The organism is Olsenella sp. An188 (genome assembly GCF_002160255.1).
GTDB lineage: Bacteria > Actinomycetota > Coriobacteriia > Coriobacteriales > Atopobiaceae > Thermophilibacter > Thermophilibacter avistercoris.
Window position 1 is genome coordinate 72,507 of record NZ_NFKF01000003.1, and the last position, 13,814, is coordinate 86,320.

Annotated in this window: 16 protein-coding genes and 1 tRNA gene; 16 read left to right on the plus strand and 1 reads right to left on the minus strand. The window is 73.0% G+C overall.

Annotated features, from left to right (window positions below):
- Positions 1-60: 60 nt before the first annotated feature.
- The 16 genes from rsgA (at position 61) to B5F23_RS04445 (ending at position 13,406) form a co-directional block, all read left to right on the plus strand.
- Positions 61-1,191: a ribosome small subunit-dependent GTPase A gene (gene rsgA, locus B5F23_RS04370; RefSeq protein WP_446723475.1), complete on the plus strand. Its 1,131-nt coding sequence runs from the start codon at positions 61-63 to the stop codon at positions 1,189-1,191.
- Positions 1,192-1,449: 258 nt separating this feature from the next.
- Positions 1,450-2,241, plus strand: a complete 792-nt coding sequence (locus B5F23_RS04375) for an SAF domain-containing protein (RefSeq protein WP_087352174.1) — start codon at positions 1,450-1,452, stop codon at positions 2,239-2,241.
- Positions 2,238-3,530: an AAA family ATPase gene (locus B5F23_RS04380; protein ID WP_087352177.1), complete on the plus strand. Its 1,293-nt coding sequence runs from the start codon at positions 2,238-2,240 to the stop codon at positions 3,528-3,530. The genes B5F23_RS04375 and B5F23_RS04380 overlap by 4 nt, the downstream gene beginning before the upstream one ends.
- A complete protein-coding gene (locus B5F23_RS04385) occupies positions 3,531-4,856 on the plus strand; it encodes a CpaF family protein (protein ID WP_087352179.1) in 1,326 nt (441 codons plus the stop codon). It abuts the gene before it with no gap.
- Positions 4,835-5,773, plus strand: coding sequence for a type II secretion system F family protein (locus B5F23_RS04390; protein WP_087352181.1), 939 nt, complete (start codon positions 4,835-4,837; stop codon positions 5,771-5,773). Before B5F23_RS04385 ends, B5F23_RS04390 begins: the two co-directional genes overlap by 22 nt.
- Positions 5,773-6,417 carry a type II secretion system F family protein gene (locus tag B5F23_RS04395; RefSeq protein ID WP_241145792.1) on the plus strand — a complete coding sequence of 215 codons (645 nt, stop codon included), beginning with the start codon at positions 5,773-5,775 and terminating at the stop codon, positions 6,415-6,417. The genes B5F23_RS04390 and B5F23_RS04395 overlap by 1 nt, the downstream gene beginning before the upstream one ends.
- Before the next feature lie 32 nt (positions 6,418-6,449).
- Complete coding sequence (locus B5F23_RS04400; protein ID WP_087352183.1) at positions 6,450-6,635, plus strand: class III signal peptide-containing protein; 186 nt, start codon at positions 6,450-6,452, stop codon at positions 6,633-6,635.
- Positions 6,632-7,117, plus strand: a complete 486-nt coding sequence (locus tag B5F23_RS04405) for a hypothetical protein (protein WP_087352185.1) — start codon at positions 6,632-6,634, stop codon at positions 7,115-7,117. Before B5F23_RS04400 ends, B5F23_RS04405 begins: the two co-directional genes overlap by 4 nt.
- Positions 7,118-7,155: 38 nt before the next feature.
- Complete coding sequence (locus B5F23_RS09940) at positions 7,156-7,308, plus strand: hypothetical protein (RefSeq protein WP_241145793.1); 153 nt, start codon at positions 7,156-7,158, stop codon at positions 7,306-7,308.
- A 1-nt stretch (position 7,309) separates the two neighbouring features.
- On the plus strand, positions 7,310-7,792 hold the full coding sequence (locus B5F23_RS04415; RefSeq protein WP_241145794.1) for a pilus assembly protein: 483 nt from the start codon (positions 7,310-7,312) through the stop codon (positions 7,790-7,792).
- Positions 7,764-9,827 carry a TadE/TadG family type IV pilus assembly protein gene (locus B5F23_RS04420; RefSeq protein ID WP_087352189.1) on the plus strand — a complete coding sequence of 688 codons (2,064 nt, stop codon included), beginning with the start codon at positions 7,764-7,766 and terminating at the stop codon, positions 9,825-9,827. Before B5F23_RS04415 ends, B5F23_RS04420 begins: the two co-directional genes overlap by 29 nt.
- A gap of 44 nt (positions 9,828-9,871) precedes the next feature.
- Positions 9,872-10,306: a hypothetical protein gene (locus B5F23_RS04425; RefSeq protein ID WP_087352191.1), complete on the plus strand. Its 435-nt coding sequence runs from the start codon at positions 9,872-9,874 to the stop codon at positions 10,304-10,306.
- A 1-nt stretch (position 10,307) separates the two neighbouring features.
- Positions 10,308-10,670 carry a hypothetical protein gene (locus tag B5F23_RS04430; RefSeq protein WP_087352193.1) on the plus strand — a complete coding sequence of 121 codons (363 nt, stop codon included), beginning with the start codon at positions 10,308-10,310 and terminating at the stop codon, positions 10,668-10,670.
- 15 nt (positions 10,671-10,685) lie between these two features.
- The gene (locus B5F23_RS04435; RefSeq protein WP_158096118.1) at positions 10,686-11,213 is read left to right on the plus strand and encodes an FHA domain-containing protein; all 528 of its coding nucleotides are present in this window, start codon (positions 10,686-10,688) and stop codon (positions 11,211-11,213) included.
- A gap of 54 nt (positions 11,214-11,267) precedes the next feature.
- Complete coding sequence (locus B5F23_RS04440; RefSeq protein WP_158096119.1) at positions 11,268-13,250, plus strand: DUF2207 domain-containing protein; 1,983 nt, start codon at positions 11,268-11,270, stop codon at positions 13,248-13,250.
- Positions 13,251-13,330: 80 nt separating this feature from the next.
- A tRNA-Phe gene (locus B5F23_RS04445) sits at positions 13,331-13,406 on the plus strand.
- A 66-nt stretch (positions 13,407-13,472) separates the two neighbouring features.
- On the opposite strand, the gene B5F23_RS04450 is transcribed toward B5F23_RS04445, so the two are convergent.
- Positions 13,473-13,814 carry an acylphosphatase gene (locus tag B5F23_RS04450; protein WP_087352197.1) on the minus strand — a complete coding sequence of 114 codons (342 nt, stop codon included), beginning with the start codon at positions 13,812-13,814 and terminating at the stop codon, positions 13,473-13,475.

Genomic DNA, 13,814 nt, shown 5'->3' on the forward strand with positions numbered 1-13,814 from the left:
GCGCGGGCGTCAAGCCGTATAATGGCCACGTCGTTTCATGACCGGAGACGGGGTGGTCACGTGGCAAAACGGGGGCAGCGCGGGGCGTCGCGGCGGAGGGAGGTCCGCGCGCGGGAGATCACGCTGCCGGCCGTGGACACCCTGCGCGACCTGCCCGCCTTCGCCGACCTGCGCGTGGACGACGCGCAGCGCGCGGCCTACGAGGAGTTTCTCGCCGCCTCGGAGAACGCGGGCGAGATGCGCCTCGGCTTTGTGGTGCGCCTCGACCGTGGGTTTCCGCTCGTGGTCACCGAGGGCGACGCGTTTCGCGCGGAGCACGCCGTGGCCTTTGCCAAGCAGGACGGCGAGAAGGACGACGGACTGCTGCCCGCCGTGGGCGACTGCGTCGCGGTGCGCCGCGCCCCCGGCCACGACATGGGCGTCATCGAGCGGGTGCTGCCGCGGCGCACGAGCTTCGAGCGGTGGCGCGGACGCAGCCGCGGCGAGAAGCAGGTGCTCGCGGCAAACGTGGACGTCATACTCATCGTTCAGGCGCTCGGCGCGGGCGACGTGCTGCTCGACCGCGTGGCGCGCTCCCTCGTGCTCGCCAACGACTGCGGGACGACGCCGGTGGTCGTGCTCACGAAGGCCGACCGTCGCTCGGAGGCGGAGCTCGCACACGACCTGGGGCGCGTGCGCGGCCTCGTGGGCGAGGGGACGAGGATCGTCGTGACGTCCTCCGCCGAGGGCGAGGGGCTCGACGAGGTCCGCGCCTGCGTGCCCGCGGGAACGTGCGCGATGATCCTGGGCGAGTCGGGAGCGGGCAAGTCGACGCTGCTCAACGCACTTCTCGGCCACGAGGCGCTGGCAACGGGCACGGTGCGCGAGCGCGACGACCGGGGTCGCCACACCACGGTGGCTCGCGTCATGGTGGCGCTGCCCGGGGGCGGCACGATCGCAGACGCACCCGGCCTGAGGAGCCTGCCGCTCGTCGGTCACGAGCGGGGCCTCGCGAAGGCCTTCCCCGAGATCGCGGCCGCCGCGCGGGAGTGCCGCTTCAGGGACTGCACGCACGTCCACGAGCCGGGCTGCGCGGTGCGCGAGGGCCTGGCGGCGGGAGACATCGCCGAGGAGCGCCTTGACTGCTACCTGGCCCTGGCCGCGGAGATGCGCGCGAGCGCCGATTCGCTCGACCCGGACATCGTCCTCTAGAAAAGCATCAAAAAGCAAATCTCGACGCACGTCCCTGTGAAGGGCGTGTGTGCATGACGGTTTCTATCTAGATGCTCGGCATTCGGTCGAGCGATGTTGTTTTCCTGCGGCGAGAAGTTTTTTCGACAGGTTCGTGGAAGAAATCCGGAAGGTCCGTGTCTGACTTTCCCCAAAAGCCGCGGGACCGCCCCACGCGTGGCGTGACAATGCCCACACCCCGCGCCTCCAGAGGGGAGGCGGGGCGAGAGGGGGTGGCTCATGAGGCGGCGCTTCAGGTTGGTTGCATCGGGTGCGTGCGCGGTCGCGGCGACGGCGCTCTGCCTGCTGTACGGGCAGGGGGTCCGCGAGGAGGCGGAGCAGGCCCGCGCCGAGGCGCTCGAGCGCTATGGCGGCGAGGTCGTGAGCCTGGTGGTGGCGACTGAGGGCATCGAGGCGGGCGAGGTCGTGGACCGCACCAACGTGGCGGAGCGCGACTGGCTCGTCGACCTCGTCCCCGAGGGTGCCGTGACGGCCGTCGACGAGGTGCTCGGGGCCGAGGTGAGCGTGCCCGTCGCGGCGGGGCTGCCCCTCACCGCGCTCAACTTTCGCGACGCCGCGGGTGCCGTGGAGGTCCCGGCCGACCGCGTCGCGCTCAGCGTGCCGCTTGCCGACGACCTGGGGCTTCCCCTGGCGGTGACGGCGGGGACCACGCTCGCCGCGTTCGAGGTGACCGACGCCGGAACGCGCCTGCTCGCAGACGACCTCCAGGTTCTTGCGGCGGCGCAGGAGAGTGCCGGGCTCGCGGCAAGGGGCTCGATCACGCTGGCGGTGTCGCCGGACGACGTGCCCTCCGTGCTCTCGGCGAGCGCGGAGGGCAGCCTGCGCCTCGCGCTGCCCGGCGAGGGGTCTCTCGAGCTCGGGACGGGCGGTGCGAGCGCCCCCACGGACGTGCCCGCAGAGGGCTCGTCTCCCGGGGGAGGCGAGGGCGATGCCCGCGGCGAGGCCGCCGACGAGGAGCCCGGCGCGTCGGGAGGGACGCAGGGCCAGGATGCAGAGGGGGAGGGCGCATGAGCGACTGGGTGATGCTAAGTGCCGAGAAGAGCCGTGACGCCGTGAGGCGCCTCGGCGCCTCGCTCGACCCGGGCGGGCGGCTGCTGGTCGCGCGCGACGCGGACGACCTGAGGAGCATGGTCGCCTCCGCGGAGGCGGGCGAGCTCGGCGTCATCGTGGGTCCCGTCGAGGACGGGGTGTCCGACATCAACCTCGCGGCCGCCGTCGCCAAGGACGGCAACGCGCGCGTGGTGGTGCTGGCAGGTGAGCGCACCTCGGGGTCGCTGAGGTCCCGGGCCGCGCGTGCGGGGGTCGACCTCGTCGTCGACCTCGCGGAGCTTGGGGAAGGCCCCGGGGCGGGAGACGAGCCCCCTTTGTGTGACGGGGGTCGCACGGCAGGGGCGGCGGTCCCGCCCCAGGGGCCTCCCACCGACGCCCGCGGAGGCGCCACGCCCGCGCCCGAGGCCACTCCCGTCGGCGTCGTCGACGCGCCGGTCCTGGTCTTCTGCTCGGGGCGCGGCGGCGTGGGAAAGACCTCGCTCGCCGCGGTGTCAGCCTGCGTCGCGGCGCGCTGGGGGATGAGGACGTGCCTCGTCGACCTCGACCTCTCGTGCGGGAACGCCTATGCGGCCCTCGGGCTGCCCGGAGGCTCCGACCTCGCCGCGCTCTCGTCCCCGGAGGGGGTGACGCCCGAGCTCGTGGGCAGGCTGTGCCGCGCCGCGGCGCAGGGCGTGTCCCTGGCGGGCCCGTGCGAGCGCCCCGAGACGGCCGAGCTCGCCATGCCGCACGTCCGGGCACTTCTCGACCTGCTTTCCCGCGAGTACGACCTCGTGGTGGTGGACACCTCGACGACCTTCACCGACGCGGTGGCCCAGGCGGCGCAGCGTGCCGACCGCCTCGTGCTCGTGACCGACGGGCGCACTCCGTCGGTGGCGTCGCTCGCCCGCATGGGAGGCCTGGCGGTGCGTCTGGGGGTGGCGCGCACGAGGATCGTGCGCGTCGAGAACCGTGCGGACCCGCGCGAGCGGGCGAGCCACGCCCTGGCCCGCGCCGAGGTGGGGCTCGAGGCCGCCCGTGCGTACCGCGTGGTCGAGGGCGGGCGCGAGGTGGTCGAGCTTCTCGCCGCGGGACGGGCCTGCGAGCTGGCGGAGCCGGGCCTTGCGTTCACCGACTCGCTCTCCGCGGCGCTCGCGCAGATGCTCGCCGAGCTGGGGAGGCTCCCGGAGGGGGAGGAGCCCCGACGTGCCAGCGAGGGGACGGCGCCGCGGGGCCTGAGGTCGCTCTTCGGCCAGCGGAGGGAGGCGAGGTAGATGTCGGTTCTCGAGCGAGTCCGGGAGGCGGAGGCCTCCGAGCGCGCCGCGTCCGTGCCGGCTGCCACGACCCTGCGCCCGGAGCGCGACTGGCTCAAGGGCGCCCTCATCGAGCGCCTCGGGCTCACGACCATAGCCGACATGCTCTCCGGGGAGGACGTCTCCCGCGTCAGGGCTGAGCTGCGCGTGGTCCTCGAGGCCATCCTCAACACGCGTGGCCCCGGGACGCTCGGCGTGGAGGAGCGCGAGACGCTCGTGCGCCAGGTCGTCGACGAGGTGTGCGGCCTCGGTCCCATCCAGCCGCTGCTCGAGGACGACGAGATAACCGAGGTGATGATCAACGGCTGCGGCGCCCTGTTCTACGAGCGAGACGGCGAGCTGCACCCGGCGGACGCGGTCTTTGACTCACCCGAGCAGATCATGATCGTCATGGACCGCATCCTCGCGCCGCTCGGGCGCAGGCTCGACCGGGCCAGCCCCCTCGTGAGCGCGCGCCTGCCCAACGGCGACCGCGTGAACGCGGTGGCGGCGCCCATAGCCATCGACGGCCCTGCCGTGACCATCCGCAAGTTCTCCGACCGGATCAGGACCCTCGAGCGCCTCGTGGAGCTGGGCTCCCTACCGGGGTGGTTCGCGCTGCTGCTCTCGTGGGCGGTGCGCGCCCGGCGCTCGATCGCCGTGGCGGGCGGGACCGGGTCCGGAAAGACGACGCTGCTCAACGCGCTCTCGTGCGAGATCCCGCTCGACGAGCGGATCGTGACGATCGAGGACTCGGCCGAGCTGCGCTTTGACGCGCACCCGGACGTGGTGCGCCTGGAGACGCGCGACAGCTCGATCGAGGGCTCGGGCGAGGTCACGATCAGGGACCTGGTGAAGAACGCCCTGCGCATGCGGCCGGACCGGATCGTGGTGGGCGAGGTGCGCGGCGGGGAGTGCGTGGACATGCTCAACGCGCTGAGCACGGGACACGACGGATCGCTCACCACGCTTCACGCCGGAAGCGCCGAGGAGGCGGTGATGCGCCTCGTCCTCATGGCCCGCTTTGGGATGGACCTCCCGACCGACCTCATAGAGGAGCAGATCGCGATGGCCGTGAACCTCATCGTGGTGACGCGTCGCCTCTCGGACGGGTCGCGTCGCGTGGCGTCGCTGACGGAGGTGTCGCGCGGCCCCTCGGGCGAGGTCGTGCTGGAGGACTGCGTGAGCTACGACGCGGCGACGCGCTCGTGGCGACTCGAGCGCGAGCCGGCCTTCGTGGCCGCGGCGCTTGCGGGCGGCGTCCTGGACGCGGGGGAGGTGGAGTCATGGAGAGGCTGCTTGCGGTAGGCGTCGGCTGTGCCGTCGGGTGCGCCTCGCTCGTCCTGCTCTCCACTGGCGAGAAGGACCGCAGGGGTGCCGGCTGGCACGTGCGCCGCGTCGCCCGGCACGTCCGCGCGACGCTGCGTCGCCTCGGGGCGACGGCGTGGGCGGCGCTCGCCCTCGAATGGCGGCCCGTGCGCTCGCTCGTCGACGAGCTCGCCGGCCGGGAGTCCCTGCGCTCGCTCGGCCTTTCCCCGCGCGAGCTCGCCGCCGCCCTCGGGGTGGCGTTGCTCGGCGCCTCCGTCCTTCTCGCCCTGCTGCTCGCCTCGCCCGTTGCCGGCCTCGTGGGGGCCGGCGTGGCGCTCGCCGCCGTGTCCGCCCGCGACTCCGCGGCCCGGCGGCGGCGCCAGCGCGGGGTGAGGTCGGCGATGCCGGGCGTCTACCGGACGCTCTCGGTGGCGCTCGGCTCCGGCCAGACGCTCGCCCAGGCGGTCGCCTACGTGGGCGCGCACGAGCGAGGCCCTGCGGCGACCGTCTTCTCCCGCATGTCGCTGCGCCTGAGCTGCGGGGTGGGGACGGAGGAGGCGGTGTCGCTCCTGGCGCGCGAGCTCGAGGCGCCCGGCGTGGACCTCCTCGCCGCCGCGCTCGTGATCTCGCACCGGACGGGAAGCCCCCTGCGCGAGCTGCTGACGCGCTCCGCCCGGCTCGCCGAGCGGCAGGGGGAGTTCGAGCGGCTGCTGCAGGTCAAGACCGCCCAGGTCAGGCTCTCGGTGAGGATCGTGTGCCTGCTGCCCGCCGTCATGATCGCCGTCCTCGCGCTCGTGTCCCCCGACTTCCAGGACGGCCTGCTCACGCCCGTGGGGCTCGGCTGCGTTGGGGCGGCGCTCGCCCTCGACGGGGTGGCGTTGCTCATCATCAGGAGGCTCGTGAGGGAGGTGCTGTGATGGACGCTGGCTCGGCGGCGCTGGTCCTGGGGGTGTTCGTCCTCTCCGGCATGTCGGCCCTCGCGCTCGGGGAGCGGCCCGTGCGCCTGCTGCGCGCCCGTCGGCCGCAGACGCTCCTGCGCCGGGCGTCCGCGGTGGTGGCAGCCCTGCCCGTCGTTCGCGAGGCGCTCCGCTCGGAGCTCGTCGCGCGCAGGCGCGCGGCGTGCCTCGGCGAGCTCCCCGTGCTTCTCGACGTGGTGACGCTCGGGCTTTCCGCGGGCCTGTCCTTCGACGCCTCGCTCGAGCTGTACTGCGCGCGCTACCACAACGAGCTCTCCGCCGCGTTCTCCGAGGCGATGCTCGGCTGGCGCATCGGGGCCCGAGGGCGCGAGGAAGCGCTCTGGGACCTGGCGGAGGAGCTGGGGGTGACGGCGCTGCGGAGGTTTGCCTCGGTGGTGGGAGAGTCGCTCGCCTTCGGCACGCCGCTCGCCGAGGCGCTCGAGCGCCAGGCGCAGGCCATCCGCGACGAGCAGCGCTCCCAGGTGGAGGAGGAGATAGAGCGGGTGCCGGTGAAGATGCTGGTGCCCCTGGGGACGCTCATCGTCCCGGCGATGTTCTTGGCGATTCTGGGACCGCTCATGGGGTCGGTTCTGGTTGTTGGCTAGCTCAGGTTCTGAGCGGAGAGAGAGGAGAGGCCATGGGTGGAGAGAGGGTCAGGGCGGCCCTGCGCGAGGCGCTGGCGGACAGGTCCGGCCAGGGGACGACGGAGTACGCGATCCTCGTGGGCGTGCTGGTGGTGATCGCGATCATAGCGATCATCGCGTTCAGGGACCGCGTCTCGGAGCTCTGGGACGCCATCGCCAACGGCATCAACTCGCTGTGAGGCGCCGCCGTCTCGTCCTCGCGCTTCTCGCCTGCGCCGTCGCGCTCGCGCTGCCGGTGCTGCTGGGCGCGCCCCAGGCGTCCTCGCCCGGGGCCGCCTCCCCGGTGTCCGGGGAGGCGGCAGGGGAAGAGGCGGCGCCGACCGTGCTCGGGGGCGACGGGCCCCTCGCGCTGCCGGACGCCGCGGAGGGCGTCGTCGAGGTTTCGCCCGGCGTCTCGGCGCAGGTGAGCGGCTACGAGAGCGACCTGCCGCTCGAGGAGGAGGCGCGCCGCTGCCTCGAGCGCTACCGAAATGAGGGAGACTGCGTCGTCTCCCGGTCGGGCTATCTGGATCTGTTGGGAGGGACGTGGGGATGCGTGATGCAGGGAGACGGATGGGCAGAGGTCCTTCTCGTCAGCGAGGCGCCCGATGGCGCGGGAAGCGAGGTCGTCGTCTGGCGCATGGACGCCGCGGACGCCGCGGACGCGCTCGCGGGTGGCTAGGGGGACGATGCGGGCAGTCGAGCGTCGAGTACCTCCTCGTGCTGGGCGCCTTCCTGTCGGCGATCGTGGCGCTCGGCCTGCTGTGGCACGCGGGGCGAGACGGGGTTCTCGTGGGCCTTGCCGGCGAGTCGGCCTCGCACGGCCTCGGGCAGGGGACGGTTGCCCTGCTCAAGGACGTGCTGGGGTATTGAGGTGGGCGCGCGGGGCGTCCTGGGCTCCCGGAGGGCCCAGATGAGCGTGGAGGCCGCGGTCCTGCTCCCCGTGCTGCTGACGCTCGTCGCCCTGCTGGCGCAGCCGGTCTGCGTGCTCTACACGAGGTCGGTGATGGCGTCGGCGGCAGGCGAGCTCGTCAGGCTCGTGGCAACGACGCGCGGCTCGCAGGAGGACGTGCGCGCCTACGCGCTGAGGAGGCTGGCGGCCGTTCCGGACGTCTCGATCTTCCACGAGGGCGGCCCGGAGGCATGGGTCGTGGAGACGGGCGGCCCGGACGACCAGGGCGGGGTGAGCGTGTCGATAGAGGGCCGCGTGAGGCCGCTGCCCCTTCTGGGGGCGATCGTCTGGGCGCTGGGCGAGCGCGACGGCGAGGGGGTCGCGGTACGCGTGGAGGCCACGGGAGAGGTCCGTTCGAGCTGGGTTGGGGGAAGCTATGGGGAATGGGTCGGAATGTGGGGCTGAGCGTCGGGTCGCGCGCGCCGCGAGAGGGGGGCTCCTGCGCCTCAGGGACGACGAGGGCGGGCTCACGACGGTCGCGGTGGCGGTCGCGCTGCTGCTCTGCCTGACGCTCGTCTTCTCCGCCGCCTCGGCCGGCTGGGTGGCCTCGCGGTCCTCGGAGATCCAGCGCGTGGCCGACGCGGCGGCGATGGCGGGGGAGAACTCCGTGGCGGCGTTCTCGACGATCGCGCAGGTGCTCGACGCCTGCGTCCTCAGCATGGGCCTCGCCGGCATCGTGACCTACGGGGCGGGAATCGTCGCCTCGTGCGTTCCCGGCCTCACGGCCGTGGGCGCGCAGATGTGCTCGGCGGCCGACGCGGTCCTGGAGGCGCGCTCGAGCCTGGCGCGCACGGCCGCCTCGGGGCTCGAGCGCCTCGAGTCGGCGCTGCCCCTGCTCGTCGTGGCCAACTCGGCTTCGTGCGTGGAGGCGAACTCGGCGGGCGGCGCCAGCTACGAGGGCTGCGCGCTTCCGCTGCCCACGAGCTCCCAGTCGGACTTCTCCGCCCTCGAGCGTGAGGTGGGCGACGAGGGCCTCTCCGACCTCTCCGAGCAGATGCGCGAGAGCTCCCGGGAGACCGCCGACGCGGAGGCGCGCGCGGACGAGGCGCTCAGGCGCGGGTGGGATGCGGACTGCGGCTCGCGGCCCTACTGCCTGCGCGAGCGTGCGGCGAGCCTCGCTGGGCTCGCGGCCTCGGAGAACCCCGACTACCCGTCCCCTGCGGGGTGGACCTTCGGGGCGGCGCTGCTGAGGGCGCGGAGCTACTACGCGGCCCGGCTCGCGGCGGAGCGCGTGGAGGGGTCGGACGCGGAGGAGCTCACGGACGCGGCGTGCCGCCGCGCGTTCTACGCGTTCGCCCTCTCCGAGGTCATGGCGGGGTCGTACGCGGAGTCCCCGGACGGGACGGTATCGGCGGATCTGCCCAGGCTGCCGAGAAACGCCGAAGAGACCCGTGCGAGCGCGCTCTACGGCCAGGCCAGCTGGCCCTGCACGGACGAGGGCGCGGGGCGCACGCTGCACTGCTCGCTCGACTGCCCGGGCGCCACGGGGGAGCCGTCGGGCGTGGCGTCGCTCGAGGAGCTCGACGCGGGCTCCGTCCTGCCCTGCGACGCGTGCCGGATGGACGTGGGCGACCTCGGCCGCGTCGCCTCGGCGTCCACCTCGATACCAAACGGCTTCGAGCATCACTGGCGCACGGTCGTCGACGCGTCCGAGGACTACGAGCGCGCCCGGGCCGACCTGGCCGCGGCGCAGGGGAGGACCCGGGAGCTCGCGGAGCTGGGGGAGGAGGGCTTCGAGCGCGCGCTGGGGCAGCTCGGCGAGCGCCCCACGCTCTGCCCGCCCGGGGCATGGGGCTGTGTCGCCGTGGTGGCGCGCGACGGCGGGGAGGGCGTCCCCACCGAGCTCACCGAGGCGTTCCTCTCGTCCGCCGAGCTTCCCGCGGGCGCCGCGGTGTCCGCCGCGACGCTGGCGCCCGACGAGGCCACGGCTGACAACAACGTCCTGTCGAGCTTCTTCGACGCGCTGGGTGCGGGCGACTCGCTCCTCGGCGGGGCCGCGGACGGCGTGACGGAGCTCTGGGGAAGGCTGCTGGTGGGCTACGGGTCGGCCTACGGGAACGTCGCCGAGGCGGGAGGCGAGTTCCTGGACGGCCTGGACGGGGTGCTCGGGGGAAGCGTCGGGTCCTGGTTGAGGGAGCAGCTCAAGGGGGTGCTGCGCGACGCGGGCCTCGAGCCGGTCGACATGCGCCTGAGAAAGCCCGTGCTCGTGTCAACGCAGGACGTGCTCGACCAGGCTGGCCTCGAGAGGGTGTCGACCGTGCGGGAGCTGGTGGGGTCGCTCCCCGACTCCGCCTCGGCGCTCGACTTTGCCCGGGCGGCGGGGCTGCGCCTCGTCGAGGGGGTGGGCGGGAGCCTCATGGTGGCGGAGGTCGAGATTCCCGGGACGGGGCTCTCTATCCCGCTCACGGTGGACCTCTCGGGACTGGGGGCTGCGTCATGAGCGCCGTGCGGGCACCGCGTGCCCCGTGGTCGGGACGGGGGCAGATGACGGTCGAGCTGGCGGTGGTGGCGCCCGTCGTGATCGTGATCGCGCTCGTGGCGCTGAACCTGATGCGCTACGTCGAGGCCTGCGCGGCCTTCGACCAGGCGGCGCTCGACGCCGTGGTCGCGCACGGGGTGGCGCCGGCCGGCGAGCAGAGCCAGGAGCGGGCCGTCGAGGAGGTCCGCGCCGCGATCGAGCTCTCGCTCGGGGACTTCCCGCGCTGCGAGGTGGACGTGCGCGCCGAGCGTGTGCCGTCAGGGGGCACGTCGGGATCGTTTTCCGTTTCTCCCCTGCTCACGCGCTACGTCTGCTCGCTCTCATACCGGCCCTGGCCCCTCGCCGCACGCCTGCCGGGCGTGACCTTCGAGCCCCCGCTCGCGCTGCGTCACGAGCGCTCGCTCGTGGTCGACCGATACCGTCCCGGGGTGGTGGTGTGAGATGGGGTGCGTGAGGCTCGCCTCGGACGAGCGCCCGGGCGTCGTCTACGAGCTGCGCGTCCTCGCGTCGTGGTGGGGGCGCCTGCGCGGCCTTCTCGCCACCACGCCCGACGCGTCGCCGGTCCTTCTCGCCCGGTGCGCCTCGGTGCACACGGTCGGGATGGGATACGACCTGGACGTGGCGCTGGTCGGGGAGGACGGCGAGGTCGTCGCCAGGCGCCTCGCCATGCCTCCCGGTTCGTTCCTCTCCCACCCCCGGGCGCGCTGCGCGATGGAGCGGCCGGCACGCGACGGGCCGTGGCCTGCGGTGGGAGAGCGCCTGTGGATCGTCTCCGCCAGCCCCTCGGCGGCGGGGCAACGCTGAGAAAGGAGTCTTGCCATGAGCGAGCGCACGGGGAGCGTGACGCCCCTCGACACCAAGCTCTGCCCCCGGTGCGGGGCCGAGCTCTACGCGGACATGGGGGTCTGCTACGGGTGCCTGTACGACTTCTCGAGGGCGCGGGAGCCCTCGTCTCCCGAGGGGATGCCAGCGGTTCCGGAGGAGCCGGCACGCGGGGACACGGTCGACCTCTCGGCCGCGGCCGAGCTGGCGCGCGGCCTTCCGGGTGAGGTCGGGGTGGTGGTGCGCACCGCCTCGGTCGACCTGTGGTCGGGAGTCCCGGAGGACGGCATGGCGCTCGGGCGCGCGGCAGACAACGACGTGGTGCTGCACTCCCCGGCCGTGTCCGCGCACCACCTCCGCCTCGTTCCCACGCCCGACGGCATGGAGGTCTGCGACCTGGACTCCACGAACCCGGCGCGCTACCGGGGGAGGGAGGTGAGGGGAAGGGTCGTCGTGCCCTACGGAGACTCGCTCGACGTCTGCGGCTGCGTGATCACCGTGACCGGGCCTGCGGGATCGGCGTAGCACCCTCTGCTATGCTTGCGGCAGCACGTGAGCCCACCCATGGCTGGAGACACCATGACCACAAGCCACCCGCTGCCGCGCCGCGCGCTCCTGCTCGGCCTCGCCCTGCTCGTCGCCCTCGCGGCGGGTCTCGCCCTGCCCGCCTCGCCCGCCTACGCGCGGGACTACGAGGTGAGCGACGTCGACATCGTCGCCACGGTCAGCCCCGACGGGACCCTGAGCGTCGTCGAGAGCCGGACCTTCGAGTTCGACGGCAGCTTCAACGGTGTGTACTGGGAGCTCCCCACCGGGCTCAACTCGAGCAACGGCCGCGACGTCGAGGTGAGCGTCCGCTCCGCCGGCGAGCTCGTCTCGGGGGAGCTCGACGCCTTCGAGGAGTCCGCGGCGGGCCTCGACGGCACCTACGAGGTCACGGGCGACGGCTCGGGGGTGACGAGGGTCAAGATCTACTCGGCCCACGAGGACGAGTCGGTGACCTTCGCCATCGCCTACGATGCCACGGGGATCGTCACGCGCTGGCAGGACACCGGCGAGCTCTACTGGAAGTTCGTCTCGGACGGGTGGGACGTCGCGTCGAACAACGTCACCTGCCGCTTGGTCCTGCCGGTCCCCGAGGGGGAGTCGGTCGGCGCGGGAGACAACGTGCGCGCCTGGGGGCACGGCCCGCTCGACGCCACGGTGCGCTTTGACGGCGCGGACGTGGTGTTCGAGGCGCCCGGCGTGGGCACCGACGAGTTCGCGGAGATGCGCGTCACCTTCCCCGCGGCCTGGCTGTCGGGGCTCGAGGAGACCCCGGGCGAGCAGCTCCCCACGATCTTGTCGCAGGAGCAGCAGTGGGCCGACGAGGCGAACGCCCGGCGCTCCCAGGCGCGGGTCCTGTACTTTGGCGCCATCGGGGTGGGCGTCCTGCTCGTCCTGGGCACGGTCGTCGCGTCGGTGTGGTGCGTCGCGCGCTATCGGCGCGACTTCAGGCCCCGGTTCCAGGACACCTACTTCCGCGACGTCCCGACCTCCGATCACCCCGCCATCCTCGGTGCGCTCTACAACGGGGGCAAGGCAGAGGGCAAGGAGCTCACGGCGACCCTCATGCGCCTCACCGACACCGGCTACGTCAGGCTCGACCGGGTGACCAGGCGCCGCAAGACCCTGCTGAGGGAGAAGGAGGAAGAGGACTATCGCCTGACCAGGCTGAGGGACGTCCCTCCCGCCAGCGAGGTGAAGGGCCGCGTCGAGAAGGCGGCGCGCAGCGTGGACGAGAAGACCCTGTGGCTGCTCTTCAACAAGGTCGCGGGGAAGAAGAAGGGGGAGGAGGCTCCCAGCGAGCTGCTGTTCTCGCAGATAGACGAGTGCGCCAAGGAGCATCCGGAGCGCTACGCCGAGGCGTACGAGTCCTGGCAGAACCTCATCGAGGGGCGCTGTCTCACGCGCTTCTCGGACAAGGAGGACCGGGTTCGGGGAAGGGGGCTGCTCGCCGGCCTGGCCGTGGCGTGCGTCGCGGGGGCGCTCGGCCTCATGGCGGCGCTCCTCGTCATGGAGGCGCCGATCGAGGTGACGCTTCCCGTGCTCGTGCTTCTCCTCGCCTGCGCCGCGGGGGCGTTCTTTGCGAGAGGTTCGATGCGGGAGCTCAGTCGAGAGGCGGTGGAGGTCCAGGCCAAGCTCGAGGCGCTCGAGCGCTGGCTGCGCGACTTCACGCGCCTCGAGGAGGCCGTACCCGGCGACGTGGCGCTCTGGAACAGGCTGCTCGTCATGGCGGTGGTGCTCGGCGTGTCCGAGCAGGTCATCAAGCAGCTGAGCGTCGCGTGCCCCGAGGTGCTCGACGACCCCGGCGTCATGGCTACGTACGGCTGGCTCTACTGGGGCGGCCGCGGCGTCCGGGCGCCGATCGACTCGCTGGGAGAGCATCTCGAGTCGGCCCACCACGTGTCCGTCGCGGCGACGGCGGGGTCGGACTTCAGCTCCGGGAGCGGAGGCGGGGGCGGCTTCTCCGGCGGCGGTGGCGGCGGCTTCGGCGGTGGCGGCGGTGGGGGCGCCTTCTAGTCCCACCAGGCTTTTCTCGCCACCCCAAAAAAGTCTTTGACACCGCCGGCGGGTTTGATATAGTAATCCCTGCACCAAATGGCTGGGTAGCTCAGTTGGTAGAGCAGGGGACTGAAAATCCCCGTGTCAGGGGTTCGACTCCCTTCCCCGCCACCAGTAAATGAGGCCCCCGAGTCGCACAGCGGCTCGGGGGTTTTCCTTTCGCGGGCGCTTGGCCCCTCCCTAGTAGCGCACCTCGAAGTCCGTCTCGCCCGGAACGAGCGCGACGTCCTCCCGCTCGTCGACCACGTAGCTGATGGGGTGGCGCCGGTAGGCGTCGAGCATGCGCGAGAAGAACGCCCCCACGTGCGCGGCCGAGCCCTGTATCTCCGCCCTGACCGAGCCGTCGGGCTCGTTTCTCACCCAGCCCGTGAGCCCCAGCTCGCGCGCCACCCCGAGCGACGTCCAGCGAAACCCCACGCCCTGCACCTGGCCCACGAACCGCAGGCGCAGCCTCCGGGCGTCGGGGGGCAGCTCGGGGGCTGCGCCCGACGGGGCGTCCTCTCGCTTCCTGAAGCCAAACAT

What these genes read in the sequence shown, in the direction of transcription:
- B5F23_RS04395 (WP_241145792.1), top strand. Translation starts at nt 5,773, where the DNA reads ATGGACGCTGGCTCGGCGGCGCTGGTCCTGGGGGTGTTCGTCCTCTCC.
- B5F23_RS04450 (WP_087352197.1), bottom strand. Translation starts at nt 13,814, where the DNA reads ATGTTTGGCTTCAGGAAGCGAGAGGACGCCCCGTCGGGCGCAGCCCCC.
- B5F23_RS04380 (WP_087352177.1), top strand. Translation starts at nt 2,238, where the DNA reads ATGAGCGACTGGGTGATGCTAAGTGCCGAGAAGAGCCGTGACGCCGTG.
- B5F23_RS04420 (WP_087352189.1), top strand. Translation starts at nt 7,764, where the DNA reads ATGGGGAATGGGTCGGAATGTGGGGCTGAGCGTCGGGTCGCGCGCGCC.
- B5F23_RS04390 (WP_087352181.1), top strand. Translation starts at nt 4,835, where the DNA reads ATGGAGAGGCTGCTTGCGGTAGGCGTCGGCTGTGCCGTCGGGTGCGCC.
- B5F23_RS04430 (WP_087352193.1), top strand. Translation starts at nt 10,308, where the DNA reads ATGGGGTGCGTGAGGCTCGCCTCGGACGAGCGCCCGGGCGTCGTCTAC.
- B5F23_RS04440 (WP_158096119.1), top strand. Translation starts at nt 11,268, where the DNA reads ATGACCACAAGCCACCCGCTGCCGCGCCGCGCGCTCCTGCTCGGCCTC.
- B5F23_RS04435 (WP_158096118.1), top strand. Translation starts at nt 10,686, where the DNA reads ATGAGCGAGCGCACGGGGAGCGTGACGCCCCTCGACACCAAGCTCTGC.
- B5F23_RS04425 (WP_087352191.1), top strand. Translation starts at nt 9,872, where the DNA reads ATGACGGTCGAGCTGGCGGTGGTGGCGCCCGTCGTGATCGTGATCGCG.
- B5F23_RS04400 (WP_087352183.1), top strand. Translation starts at nt 6,450, where the DNA reads ATGGGTGGAGAGAGGGTCAGGGCGGCCCTGCGCGAGGCGCTGGCGGAC.
- B5F23_RS04385 (WP_087352179.1), top strand. Translation starts at nt 3,531, where the DNA reads ATGTCGGTTCTCGAGCGAGTCCGGGAGGCGGAGGCCTCCGAGCGCGCC.
- B5F23_RS04375 (WP_087352174.1), top strand. Translation starts at nt 1,450, where the DNA reads ATGAGGCGGCGCTTCAGGTTGGTTGCATCGGGTGCGTGCGCGGTCGCG.